General features: G+C 69.4%; 10 protein-coding genes and 1 pseudogene. 6 read left to right on the top strand and 5 right to left on the bottom strand.

Features of this window, described 5'->3' with window-relative positions; translation table 11 throughout:
* Positions 1–133: 133 nt before the first annotated feature.
* Together CP973_RS00915 and CP973_RS00910 are read left to right on the top strand one after the other, a co-directional pair.
* On the top strand, positions 134–1,288 hold the full coding sequence (locus CP973_RS00915; RefSeq protein WP_244409219.1) for a pyridoxal-phosphate-dependent aminotransferase family protein: 1,155 nt from the start codon (positions 134–136) through the stop codon (positions 1,286–1,288).
* 605 nt (positions 1,289–1,893) lie between these two features.
* Positions 1,894–2,652 carry a TetR/AcrR family transcriptional regulator gene (locus CP973_RS00910; RefSeq protein ID WP_150236702.1) on the top strand — a complete coding sequence of 253 codons (759 nt, stop codon included), beginning with the start codon at positions 1,894–1,896 and terminating at the stop codon, positions 2,650–2,652.
* A 365-nt stretch (positions 2,653–3,017) separates the two neighbouring features.
* Here the strand turns inward: CP973_RS00910 and CP973_RS00905 are convergent, their stop codons facing one another.
* Both CP973_RS00905 and CP973_RS00900 read right to left on the bottom strand, forming a co-directional pair.
* Complete coding sequence (locus tag CP973_RS00905; protein WP_150236700.1) at positions 3,018–3,470, bottom strand: GNAT family N-acetyltransferase; 453 nt, start codon at positions 3,468–3,470, stop codon at positions 3,018–3,020.
* Positions 3,471–3,492: 22 nt separating this feature from the next.
* On the bottom strand, positions 3,493–4,083 hold the full coding sequence (locus tag CP973_RS00900) for a MarR family winged helix-turn-helix transcriptional regulator (protein WP_425281921.1): 591 nt from the start codon (positions 4,081–4,083) through the stop codon (positions 3,493–3,495).
* A 134-nt stretch (positions 4,084–4,217) separates the two neighbouring features.
* On the opposite strand from CP973_RS00900, the gene CP973_RS00895 reads away from it, so the two are divergent.
* Together CP973_RS00895 and CP973_RS00890 are read left to right on the top strand one after the other, a co-directional pair.
* Positions 4,218–5,474 carry an MFS transporter gene (locus tag CP973_RS00895; RefSeq protein WP_150236698.1) on the top strand — a complete coding sequence of 419 codons (1,257 nt, stop codon included), beginning with the start codon at positions 4,218–4,220 and terminating at the stop codon, positions 5,472–5,474.
* 161 nt (positions 5,475–5,635) lie between these two features.
* The gene (locus CP973_RS00890; RefSeq protein WP_150236696.1) at positions 5,636–6,064 is read left to right on the top strand and encodes a GlcG/HbpS family heme-binding protein; all 429 of its coding nucleotides are present in this window, start codon (positions 5,636–5,638) and stop codon (positions 6,062–6,064) included.
* Positions 6,065–6,129: 65 nt separating this feature from the next.
* On the opposite strand, the gene CP973_RS00885 is transcribed toward CP973_RS00890, so the two are convergent.
* The 3 genes and pseudogenes from CP973_RS00885 to CP973_RS00875 all read right to left on the bottom strand — a co-directional run.
* Positions 6,130–6,690: a hypothetical protein gene (locus CP973_RS00885; protein ID WP_150236694.1), complete on the bottom strand. Its 561-nt coding sequence runs from the start codon at positions 6,688–6,690 to the stop codon at positions 6,130–6,132.
* A 58-nt stretch (positions 6,691–6,748) separates the two neighbouring features.
* Positions 6,749–7,551, bottom strand: a protein-coding gene (locus tag CP973_RS00880) for an IS5 family transposase (RefSeq protein WP_150236692.1) whose coding sequence is annotated in 2 segments (ribosomal slippage) — positions 6,749–7,209 and positions 7,209–7,551 — 804 coding nt in all. Because the reading frame shifts where the segments join, the coding sequence is not laid out codon by codon here.
* Between the two features lie 40 nt (positions 7,552–7,591).
* Positions 7,592–8,113, bottom strand: a pseudogene (locus CP973_RS00875) (DUF2269 domain-containing protein); the annotation flags it as partial.
* Between the two features lie 395 nt (positions 8,114–8,508).
* Between CP973_RS00875 and CP973_RS00865 the strand changes: the two are divergent.
* The gene (locus tag CP973_RS00865; protein WP_150236690.1) at positions 8,509–9,141 is read left to right on the top strand and encodes an HAD family hydrolase; all 633 of its coding nucleotides are present in this window, start codon (positions 8,509–8,511) and stop codon (positions 9,139–9,141) included.
* Between the two features lie 982 nt (positions 9,142–10,123).
* Positions 10,124–11,728 carry a globin domain-containing protein gene (locus tag CP973_RS00860; RefSeq protein ID WP_425281981.1) on the top strand — a complete coding sequence of 535 codons (1,605 nt, stop codon included), beginning with the start codon at positions 10,124–10,126 and terminating at the stop codon, positions 11,726–11,728.
* The last annotated feature ends 384 nt before the right edge of the window (positions 11,729–12,112 follow it).

Genomic DNA, 12,112 nt, shown 5'->3' with positions numbered 1-12,112 from the left:
AGCCTCTACGACGGGGCAGAGGTGTACGGGCGTGGATCAAAACCCGTACGGCAAGGGCGACCACCCCGGACGTACAGTCGAGCCAGATATCAGGAGCCGCCGCACCGCGGCCCGCTACCGCTGGAAGGCCACCGTGACTGACGCGACCGCCGTGAACACGACCTCCGACGCCCCGGACCTGCTCGACCTGCCGCCGCTCACCGCCGGACACTTCGCGCGGATCGAGGACAAGGTCGCAGCACTGATGCGGACCCGGGCCGATGTGGTGGCCACGCAGGGCGAGGCGCTGCTCCCCCTGGAGGCGTGCATCCGTTCCGCCGTGGGGCCCGGCAGCACCGCGCTCAACATCGTGACCGGACCGTACGGCGAGACCTTCGGCGGCTGGCTGCGGTCGTGCGGTGCCGAGGTCGTCACGATCAGTGCGCCGTTCACGGGGGCCGTGAGCCCGGAGCAGGTGGCCGAGGCGCTGCGCGAGCACCCGGCCATCGACTTCGTGAGCCTGGTGCACGCCGAGGCGGCGACCGGCAACACCAACCCCGTCGCCGAGATCGGGGCCGTCGTACGTGAGCACGGCGCGCTGCTGATGCTGGACGCGGTCGCCTCGGTGGGCGCCGAACCGCTGCTCACCGACGAGTGGGGAGTGGACCTGTGCGTGATCGGCGGGCAGAAGGCACTGGCGGGCCCGGCCGGCGTGTCCGCCGTTTCCGTGAGCGCCCGCGCCTGGGAGCGCATCGCAGCCAATGGACAGGCGCCTCGCCGCTCCTATCTGTCGCTCCTGGACTGGAAGGAGCGCTGGATCGACGGGGGCCGTACCGCGCTGCCGCACGCGCCGGCGCAGCTGGAGATGCTGGCCCTGGAGCAGGCTGTGGACCGTGTCGACGCGGAAGGGCTCGACGCGGCCATCACCCGGCACCGGGCGGCTGCCGCAGCGGTACGGGCCGGAGTGCGGGCGCTCGGTGCGTTGTCCCCGTACGTTGTCCGGGACGAGGACGCGGCTCCGGTGGCCACGACGCTGCGCGCACCCTCCGACATGGACGCCCGCGAGATCGTCTCCGCCGCGCTGGACGCGGCGGAGGGGCCGGTCGCAGTGCCCGTGCAGGCCGCCGCGGGTGCGCTCGCCAAGGAAATGATCCGCGTCAACCACTACGGCCGGGCCGCGGAGCGGGGTGTGGTGCTGGCGTCCCTCGCCGCGCTGGCAGCAGGTCTGCGCGTGCTCGGCGTGACGGTGGACGGTGACGGGGCGGCTTCGGTGGCCGGCGCGGCCTGGGATGAGGTCATGGCGGGCTGAGTCTCGGGCCGAGGTCGTTGAGAGCCGAGGCTTTGGGCGAGCGCTAGGAGCAGGAGAGCGCGAGAGCGCGAGAGCGCTTCAGGGGTGCTGTTTCACGTGAAACGGCACCCCTGTTTCTTTGTCGGATGCGCTGGCTGTGTTTCACGTGAAACAGCGTGGTGAGGGCGGCGTGCCCATCAAGTGGGCCGTAGCGCAGCCGAGTTGAGCGGCGCGGGCGGCGCATAGGTGAGTAAATGCGCGTCGGTGGGCTTGTGCTGCGTCGCGTGCCCTTTGCGGCCTTGGTGAGCCTCCTTCTGTTGGGTGTACTCCGGTGGCGGGTCGGTGGCGCCGGGGTCAGGCTGGACACTGAGCACGCCGCGAGCCCCTTCGGTATCGGTGCGCCTGGAGGGGCAGCGTCATGGCTGAGTCGGCCCCTTCGCCCGCCGACAGGCAGTGGGCCACCGCATCGGCCGCAGCGCCGCCCCGTTGCTCCATTTCTTCCGGAAGACGCGGCGCCACCTCTTTATGGATCATGGTTTGAGGCTGCCTTAAAATCGGAACGAATAACCCGGTTGAACGTGTGGAGCGCTCGACCCGAGGATCACTGGTTCCGAGGAGGCTCAGTCGTGGCGAGCGAAGAGCTCGCGCCTGCGCGGGCGGACGCGCGGCGAAACAGAGCGCTGGTGCTGCAGGCGGCTCGATCGGCCTTCGAGGAGCAGGGGTTGGGGGTGCCGCTCGGGGAGATCGCGCGGCGTGCCGGTGTGGGCGCAGGTACCGTCTACCGTCATTTCCCGTCGAAAGATGCCCTGTTCAGGGCCACGGTCGCCGACCGGGTGCGGCTCTTCACCGATACCGCACGGGACTTGGCGGACGCCGAAGACCCGGTAAGCGTCTTCTTTCGGTTCCTCGCGTCGGTGATACGCCTCGCCTCGCGGAACAAGGCGCTGTGCGATGCGCTGGAGGCTGCCGGCGAGGGTGCTTATGAACCTTCTCCGCAGGCCGTGCGGGACTTCGGCGAAGCGCTGGAGGTATTGCTCGTGCGTGCCCAAGAGGCCGGTGGCGTAAGGAAAGACGTCGATCTGGACGATGTTCGGGAGCTTCTGGTCGGGTGCCTGTCGATGGAGCGGCGTCGTGCTTCGTCGGGGGCGCCGCAGGGCCGTATGGCGGCTTTGATGTGTGATGGGCTGCGTGAGCGCAAGGGTGTTACGAAACTGCCTCGACAGGCGCCGGGGCGTAACGAAACGCTGTGTGTGGAGTGTGGTGGGCCAGTTCCCCCGGCTCGTACGGGGCGGCCTGCCAGGTACTGCGGTGGCGCGTGTCGGCAGAAGGCGCACCGGGCCAGGGCCCGCACGCGTATGCGTAACGGAAGTGATCGGAGCGGCTGACGGGCGGACGGGCGACGGCGGACGCGCGATGGGTGGACGGGCGACGGGCGGACGGGTGGATGGTGCGTCCATAGCCCGGCGAGTGCGAACTCCAAGCCCAAGCGCCCGCCGGGTGATCAACAGACGCCCGACGCGTGCCGGACAGCGCTCAGCGGGATCCGGACAGCGCTCAGAAAGTGCCCGAAGATGTGCCCGCCGTCGCGCCGGAAAGCGCCGACCAGGGGCAGAGGCCCGCAGACGGCGACGCCGCAGGTGGCAAACCCGCAGGCGGCAAACCCACAGATGGCAAACCCACAGGTGGCAGGGCCGCAGGCGGCCAAGCCCAAAGGCGAGCACAGAGGCAAGCCCAAAGGCAAGGCCACAAGTCAGAGCTGCAGCTTGAAACCCAGGTGAGAAGCCTCGAAGCCGAGGCGCTCGTAAAAGCGGTGCGCGTCGATGCGCGTCGCGTCGGAGGTGAGCTGTACCAGTCGGCAGCCGAGGGCGCGCGACTCGTCGACCGCCCACTCGATCAGGCGAGTGCCGAGGCCGTTGCCGCGCTCGTCGGAGTGGATGCGTACCGCTTCGATGATCGAACGGCTGCTGCCGCGCCGGGACAGCCCCGGAACGACCGTGAGCTGGAGTGTCCCCACCGGCCGGTCATCGCGGACCGCGACGACCAGGTGCTGGTGGGGGTCGGCGGCCAGCCGCTCGTACGCCGTGCGGTACGGGGCCAGGTCGTCCGGTGTCTCGCGGGTGGCGCCCAGCGGGTCGTCGGCCAGCATCGCGACGATGGCGGGAAGGTCGTCCTCACTCGCCCGGCGGATCTCGATTTCGCTCATGGCGGGACCCTACGACCCTCGCTCAGGCGTGCGGAGCGAGGGTTTCCACCGCCGTCACCAGGGGGGCCAGTTCGGGGCGTTTCGCGGCGTCCTGGAGGGCTTCGCGCAGCGCCGCGTCATGCGTCGGCCGGGCCTCTTCGAGCAGGCGGCGGCCCTCGTCGGTGACGTTGGTGTAGATGCCGCGCCGGTCGTCCGGGCACAGATAGCGGGAGAGCAGGCGGCGGTCTTCCAGGCGGGTGACCAGGCGGGTCGTGGCGCTCTGGCTGAGGACGACGGAGTCCGCGACCTGGTGCATGCGCAGATGGCCGCCCGGTCCGTCGTGCTGCTCGCTGAGCACGTTCAGTACGGAGAACTCCCGGACGCTGAGGTCGTGCCGGGCCTGGAGCGCGCGCTCGATGTGCGACTCGATACGGCCGTGCAGGGCGGAGAGGGCGCACCAGCCCTGGGCGAGGGCCGGGGCGGATCCGCCGCCGACGGGACAGCCCTGGCCCGGCGTGTCCGTGTCCGAGTGCCCGTCCGCCGTCCGCGCCTGGTTTCCCTGCCCGTCCCGCCGCGCCGACGGCTGCGTCTGCTGCCGGTCCTGCCGCGGCGCCTGCCGGGTCTGCTGCGTCATCGAGGGACCTCCTTACAGGTCGTACGAACCAGGATAGGACACCGGCGAAATATCCCGCGTTTGCAAGTAGTCAGCGTCTGCAATTATTGTCGACGCTTGTTAAGGCTGGCTGCAATCGTTCGAAGGGATCCGTCATGCCTCTCGCCCTCCTGGCGCTCACCATCGGCGCCTTCGGGATCGGGATGACCGAGTTCGCGGTGATGGGGCTGCTGCCCGACGTGGCCGCCGGCTTCGGCGTCTCCATCCCGCTGGCCGGGTACGCGACCACGCTCTACGCGCTCGGCGTCGTCGTCGGCGCCCCGCTGATGACCGTTCTCGGCACCCGTATGACCCGTAAGCAGATGCTGATGCTGCTGATGGGGCTGTTCGTGGTGGGCAACCTGCTCACCGCCGTGGCGCCGGTCTTCGCGGTGATGCTCGCCGGGCGGATCGTTTCCTCCTTCGCCCACGGCGCGTTCTTCGGCATCGGATCACTGGTGGCCGCGGACCTCGTCGCCCCGCACAAGCGGGCCGGCGCCATCTCGATGATGTTCGCCGGCCTGACCGTCGCGAACGTGGTGGGCGTACCGACCGGCACCCTGCTCGCCCAGCAGATCAACTGGCGCGCCACCTTCGTCGCCATCGCCCTCCTGGGCGTGCTCGGCCTGCTCGGCGTCGCCAAGCTGGTGCCCGCGCAGCGCGTCCGGGCAGCGGCGCCGATGGGCCAGGAAATCGCGGCCTTCCGCAACCCGCAGGTCGGTCTCGCGATGCTGATGACCGTCCTCGGCTTCGGCGGCGTCTTCGCGGCCGTCACCTATCTCGCCTCGATGATGACCGAGGTCACCGGCTTTGCGGCGTCGTCCGTCATCTGGCTGACGGCCGTCTTCGGCCTGGGCATGGTGGCCGGGAACCTGATTTCGGGGCGGTTCACCGACCGCTACATGATGCCGATGCTGTACATGTCCCTGGTCGGGCTCGCGCTCTCGCTGGCCGCGTTCAGCCTCGTCGCGCACCACAAGGCCCTGGCGACCGTCACCATCGCCCTCATCGGTGCCTTCGGTTTCGCGACCGTACCGCCGCTTCAGAAGCGGATCATGGACCAGGCGTCGGCGGCGCCCACCCTGGCCTCGGTGGGCAACATCGCGGCCTTCAACTTCGGCAACGCCCTGGCCGCCTGGCTGGGCGGCATCGTCATCGCGGCCGGGCTCGGGCTGACCGCGCCGAACTGGGTCGGAGTGGGGATGACCCTCCTGGCGCTGGTCGTCGCGGTCGTGGCCGGGGCGCTGGAGCGTCGGGGCAACCGGAGCGGTAAGGACGGCCTGGACACCCGTGAGAGCCGGGTTGCCGCCGCGGGGGCCGGCAGCGGCACGGGTGGTGCCGAAGAGACGGCCGCCGCGGCGGTACGCGGCTGAGCCCGGCCCCGTAACCCACGTACGGGCCCGAGCACCCGCCCAACTCCCAGGCCGACCGGCCCAATCCCCGGCCCATACCCATCAAGACCCCCGAGCCGCGCCCCCTGGCCGCCGCTCGGAATCACGAACAAGCGTCACCCGTTCACCTAGGAGCACCACTCATGAGCACCACCCCCTCCGTTCGCCCCCTCACCACTCAGGACGCGGACGCCCTGATCGACGCCGCCCGCCGCGCGGCCGCCGACCTCGGTGTACGGGGCAGTGTCACCGTCCTGGACGCGGGCGGTCACCTGCTCGGCTTCCGGCGCGACGACACCGCCGTGCTGATCTCGGGCGAGACCAGCACCCGCAAGGCGTACACCGCCCTGCAACTGGACGCGCCGACCGCCGACCTCGTCGACGCCGTACGGCCCGACGGCCTCTTCCACACCCTGCCCACCGCGCTCGACCGCCCGTTGCTGTTCATCGCGGGCGGTGTGCCCGTCCACCGGGACGGGCGGCTGATCGGCGCCATCGGCGTCGGCGGCGGGGCCCCGGAACAGGATGACCGCATCGCCCGGACCGCCATCGAGGCGGCAGGCCTCAACTGACGCCGCCACTAGGGCGTTTACGCGACGAGGGCTTAGACGATGTCTTGTTTGGCGAACTGGAGGCCCTACAGGTCCTGGTCGGGTGTTGTGATCCCGAGATCGACACGCATGACGTGACGCATTCTCCACAGGGGATCCCACAGCTTGTCCATGCTCTCCCAGGCGGCCTCCAGGTTCTCTCCCTGCTGGGCAGTGCCTCCATCGAGCCGCATCAGCAGGCCGTAGAGATCGCCGAGATGGCGGTTCGCCGTGCTGGCCGCTTCCGCCACAGTGTCGGGCAGCACCATCTGGGCCTCAGCGTGACGCAAACGGTGCTCGCGGCGGGCCCGGTCCAGATCTGACCGCAGCTCCTCGGCCATCTCGCCCCTCTCCAGGGCGTGGAGGATGTTCGTCATCACGTTGGCCAGATCGCGAGTGCCCGCGCTGAGAGTGGCGTAGCAGGTGCGCCGCGCCTCAAGCTGAGCCTGGCGCGTGGCGTACTCGCGTTCATCTTGCTGCAGTTGTCTTGTGTGTTCCAGCTCGCGGGCCCTGGCACGGTCGGCGCTGCGCTGTGTGATCACGGCGGCTGCGAGCGTGCCGCCAATACCCAGAACCGCGATCACGATCTGGCTGATTGAGCTGTTCAAGCTGTCCCCCCGCATCCGATCGGCTCGCCGGGACTGTACCCGCTGTCGGACGTCGTCCTCAGCGGTCGGTACGCCGGTAGCAGATGAGGGCGCTGGCCAGGCCGACGAAGGCCAGGAAGTGCTCGGCCTTGCGCTCATAACGGCGGTGCAGGCGACGGCAGCCGCTCAGCCAGGACAGCGTGCGCTCGATCACCCAACGGTGCCGCCCCAGCCTGCTGGAGGACTCCACCCCGCGGCGCGCGATGCGTGGCACGATCTGCCTGCGTCGCAGCCAGCTGCGCAGGCAGTCGAAGTCGTAACCCTTGTCTGCGTGGAGCTGGTCCGGGCGGCGACGCCGGGGACCACGGCGCGAGCGGATGGGAGGGATGCCGCGCATCAGGGGGATAAGGGCCTGACTGTCGTGCACGTTGGCGGCGGAGATGCCCACCGAGATCGGCAGGCCGTTGCGGTCACAGATGACGTGGACCTTCGCCCCGTTCTTGCCGCGATCGGTCGGATTCGGTCCCGTCAGAGGCCCTCTTTGACAGCGCGGACACTGATCGAGTCGATTGCGCAGCGCGACCAGTCCACGCCGCCGATGGCACCGAGCTGGTCCAGCAGCACCCGGTGCAACTTGGCCCACACCCGGGCCGCGGACCATTCCGTGAAACGCCGGTGCACCGTCTGCCAGGAGGCACTGAAGACCGGCGGCAACTGCCGCCAGGTACAGCCCGTGGTCGCCACAAAGACGATCGCGGCCAGCACTGCACGGTCATCACAGCGCCGACGTCCCCCTCCCTGCGGGCGCTGCGGCGCCGACGGCACCACGTCCTGAAACAGCTCCCACAGTCTGTCCGGCACCAACCGCTCGACTATCCCCATGCCCAGAACAACGAGTCACCGCCAACTGAGACATCGTCTTACGTGCCCGCTCGCGGACCTGGGCCGACTGCGCAGCGCGCAGTCGGCTGCCGCGTTTGGTGGGCCCCCACGGCTTGAGCACGGAGATCGCGGTGGTGAAGAAATACGTGGCGGTGGCAACGGAAGGGGCGGCCACCATGCTCAGTCCGGTGTCCGGGGTGCCGGCCACGGCGTCGGCGGCGAGCCGGTCGATCCCTGGGCGCAGCGAGAAGGCCGTCAGCAGCACGGTCGCCAGGGTCAGCCAGAACTTGACCACGATCCAGCGATGGCGGGCCAGGCCCCATGGGGTGCCCAACGAGAGGGTCAGCCCGCTGATCAGCGTCAGCAGGGCAACCGGTATGAGCAGCCAGTCGCTGAAGATCTTCATGGCGCGGTAGGCGGCCACGGTGGTGTCCGGAGACCCCGAGGCGTACCCGGTCACACTGAGCGTGAGCAGGCCGAGCGTGAGACCGAGCCAGCCGACGGAAACCGCGACGTGGACGACGAGATGGGCCCGGCGTGCAGGCCGGCTGAGCTGCTTCATGGGGTCCACGGTCGCGTCCGGCGGGCTGGGCGACATCTGACGGCGGGAGTATCCGGTCGTACTCGGGGCTGAGTACGTGAAGGGGGGTGGTGGGGAGGGGCGGCTGGTACGTGTGAGGTGGCCGGTACGTGTGAGATGACTAGTACGGACGCGGTGATCGGTGTGTGCGGGACGAGCGGTGCGCGCAGGGTGATCGGTGCGTGCGGACGGGTGGCGTGCACGGAGGCGGGCGGTGCACACGGTGCGATGCGGTGCGGCGCGTACGAGCTGTGCGGCACGTACGAGCTGTGCGTGCGTGGTGGGTGCGCCTGGTCGGGGGCGTCTGGCCCGTACGGCGCGAGTGGGTGATGCGGCGTACGGGACGCGGGAGGCCTCCGCCTTTTAGGCTCCCCGGTATGGGGAAGCTACATCTTTTCGACATGGACGGGACGCTGCTCTACGGCTCCGCCGCCTCCATCGAGATATCCCGGCACCTCGGGCTCGACCGGGAGATCGCGGAGTTGGAGCGTGCCTTCATCGCCCGCGAGGTGACGCCGGTGCGCTTCGCGGAGCTGGCGTGCGAACTGTGGTCGGAGCTGACCGAGGAAGTGGTCACGGCGGCCTTCGACGGCGCTCCGTGGCTGGACGGCATCCGGGACGTATGGGCGGACATCCGGGCGCGGGGGGAACGGTGTGCGGTGATCTCCATGTCGCCGGGATTCTTCGTGGAGCGGTTGACGGCTTGGGGAGCGGACGCCGCGCACGGCTCGCGCTGGCCCGCACTGCCTTTTCGGGACCCGGTGGAACCGAACGGGATACTTTCCGCGTCTGCAAAGGTGAGGATCGCGGATGAACTGTGCGCCGAGTTCGGGCTGGAACGTGCCGACTGCGTGGCGTACGGCGATTCCCTGTCCGACACCGCTCTGTTCGCGGCCGTCCCCGCATCCGTCGCGGTGAATGCGGACCACCATGTCAGCGGTCTGGCGTCCTATGCGTACGAGGGGCGCGATCTGCGCGAGGCGTACGCGCTGGTGCGGGCCGCCGGGTAATTACCGGCTGCCCGCGGCCGATTCGTACGCCATGCCCGATGAATTGTGTTCTGTGGGAAGCGACGCGGAAATCGCCGGGGCGGAGGAACTGTTTCCGGTTCAGGGGTTGTGTATTCAAGTACTGCGGGTATGGTCTAGTCCGGTCGTACGGGAGAGGGACCGCGCATACCTCGGGAGTGCGTCCGCCAGTCGGTGACCGAACGGCTCGGCGGGTCACAAAGCCTGCCAGCTTAGTGGCAACACGCGCCGCGGCGCCCGGGTTTCCGGCCGTTCGCCCGATGTGCCACATCGGGTGGCATGCTGCCGGTACGGGACCGCGAGCGGTGCCGGAGGAACTGAGAGGTGTCCGCTTTGGAGGGTGTTGCCGGGCCGGCTCCGACCGATTGAGAATTCCGACGGGACGCGGGAATTCCGGGCATATTCCGAACTGCGGAAGCGCGAAGGCGATCGTTAGACGTTCGAGGCGAGGCAGACCATGGACGCTCCGACCACCACGTCGGCCGATAGCGGCTCTTCTGGCGGCAGCAGTGGCGATTGGGGATGGTTCACTCCGTCGAAGAAGTCCCCCGAAGATCAACAAGGGTCTACGGGCGGCCGGGACGGTGGGAACGGCCGGAACGGCGAAGAGAGCGGCCACGGTGGCCGCGATGAGCGGCATGGCGGAAGTGGCCGTGACGAGCGGTACGAGGGAAGTGACCTCGCCGGCCCTCACGGCACAAATGGCCGTAATGGTGCCGGAATTGCCGATGGTCGTGGCGCTTCCGGGGGGCGTACCGGGCCGTACGCCAGTAACACCACCGGCGGCAACAACGCATGGAGCGCGCAGGGCGCGCAGGGCGCGCACGGTGCGCATGTGCAGCGGGGCGGCGGTGACGGCGCGGCGGGCAGTCACGGTGTATGTGACGACGCTGTACGTGACCACGCTGTACGCGGCGGGGCTGCGGGTGGACCCGAACAGGGTGGAACTGCACAGCGTGGCGTTGTGCGGAGTGCGGGGGGTGATGAGCACGACGACCGGGGCCGGATGCCCAGCCGACCGGTCAGCTCCATAAGGCCCGTGGGCACGGCAGCGGAACGCGAACGGGCACCGGGACACACGGATGATCAGGCCCCCCGGGGCACGCTCGATCACATACCTGGGCGGACGGCTGAGGAAATGCGTGGGCGCCAGCGCCAGCACGCGCACGAGCACCAGCGCGGGGGCGGCCATGAGGGCGCGGGGAGATGGGGTGGGGATGCGGCGGGGGCTGGGGCTGGGGCCTTTTCTCCCTTTCCCCCTACCCACCCGCCCACCTCCACCTCCACCTCCTCCACCCCCGCCACCGTCTCAGGCCCCGCGCAGGCGGGCACAGTCGCCCCGTCGGCGGGTGTGGCTCCGCCTTCCGCAGGTGCGCCTCCCTCGCCCACTGGGGCGGCCCCGTCAGTCGGCAGCGCTGGGCCGGGCTCCGGTGACTCGGCCGATGTGATGATCGTCCGGCGGACTCTGGATGAGATCGAGCCCGTGGCGGACAAGGTCACCTCGTACTTCTACGCGCTGCTGTTCGTGCGCCATCCCGATCTGCGGGCGCTCTTTCCCGCCGCGATGGACGCCCAACGTGACCGGTTGTTCAAGGCGTTGCTCACCTCCGTCAGGAACGTCGACGACACGGCCTACCTCACTGAGTACCTCTCCCATCTCGGGCGTGGCCACCGGAAGTACGGCACCCGGCCCGAGCACTACCCAGCCGTCGGCGAATGCCTGCTCAGCGCACTCGCCCGCTACGCCCCCACCTGGGGCCCGGATGCCGAAGGCGCCTGGGTGCGGGCGTACACCAAGATCTCGCAGGTCATGATCGACGCGGCTGCCGAGGACGAGTCGGTGGCCCCCGCCTGGTGGCAGGCAGAGGTCGTCTCGCACGAGCTGCGTACGCCGGACATCGCGGTCGTGACCGTACGACCGGACCAGCCGTACCCCTTCCTCGCCGGTCAGTACACCAGCGTTGAGACCCCCTGGTGGCCGCGCGTGTGGCGGCACTACTCCTTTGCCGCGGCGCCCCGCTCCGACGGCCTGCTCTCCTTCCATGTGAAAGCCGTGCCGGCCGGGTGGGTCTCCAACGCCATGGTCCATCGCGCCCGCCCCGGCGATGTCATCCGGCTCGGTCCCCCATCCGGTTCCATGACCGTAGACCACACCACTGACAACGGCCTGCTGTGCCTCGGCGGCGGTACGGGAATCGCGCCGATCAAGGCTTTGATCGAGGACGTGGCCGAGCGGGGGCACCGGCGCCCGATGGAGGTCTTCTACGGCGCCCGAAGCGACCATGACCTCTACGACCTGGACACGATGCTGCGGCTGGAACACAGGCATCCGTGGCTGTCCGTGCGCACGGTCGTCGCCACCGGCCGGGCCGGCGGGACGCGCAACGGCCTCAGTGGTCAACTCCCGGACGCAGTGCGTCAGTACGGGCCTTGGTGGGAGTATGACGCCTACTTGTCCGGGCCGCCCGGAATGATCCGAAACGGCGTGGACGCGTTGGTGGGGGTCGGTATTCCCTCCGACCGCATACGGCACGACTCCGTGGAAGAGCTGGTCGCGGCGGGAGATTGAGCATTGACGACACATGGTGAGTACGGCTTGGCGGCACAGAGCGGAGACGGCTCGACGGCCTATGGAGAGACGGCCTATGGAGAGCTGCGGGCGGCCAGGGTTTTGGGGGTGGCGACCGAGACCAGGGGGAGGAACGGAGTTCACGGCGCGACTGGTGTCGCTCATGCGGTTGATGTGACTGACGTGGCTGAGGTGGCAGAAGCTGCTGAGGTGGCAGAAGGGCCCGATGCGGCTGATTCGACCGGTGCAGTTGGGGCGTCCGGTAGGGCCGGTGTGTCCGATAGGGCCGGTGTGTCCAGTGGTGTGCCTGGGGCATCCGATACGTATGGGCTGGTCGGGTCAGGCGTGGGTACGGAGCCCGGCGCGGACCCAGTCACCGAGCCA

Origin of the sequence: Streptomyces albofaciens JCM 4342, from assembly GCF_008634025.1 — a bacterium.
Taxonomy (GTDB): Bacteria; Actinomycetota; Actinomycetes; order Streptomycetales; family Streptomycetaceae; genus Streptomyces; species Streptomyces albofaciens.
The sequence above is the reverse complement of the archived record's forward strand: the minus strand, read 5'-3'. Positions and strand labels throughout refer to the sequence as shown.

What these genes read in the sequence shown, in the direction of transcription:
- CP973_RS00905 (WP_150236700.1), bottom strand. Translation starts at nt 3,470, where the DNA reads ATGAGCGAAATCGAGATCCGCCGGGCGAGTGAGGACGACCTTCCCGCC.
- CP973_RS00865 (WP_150236690.1), top strand. Translation starts at nt 8,509, where the DNA reads ATGGGGAAGCTACATCTTTTCGACATGGACGGGACGCTGCTCTACGGC.
- CP973_RS00900 (WP_425281921.1), bottom strand. Translation starts at nt 4,083, where the DNA reads ATGACGCAGCAGACCCGGCAGGCGCCGCGGCAGGACCGGCAGCAGACG.
- CP973_RS00890 (WP_150236696.1), top strand. Translation starts at nt 5,636, where the DNA reads ATGAGCACCACCCCCTCCGTTCGCCCCCTCACCACTCAGGACGCGGAC.
- CP973_RS00895 (WP_150236698.1), top strand. Translation starts at nt 4,218, where the DNA reads ATGCCTCTCGCCCTCCTGGCGCTCACCATCGGCGCCTTCGGGATCGGG.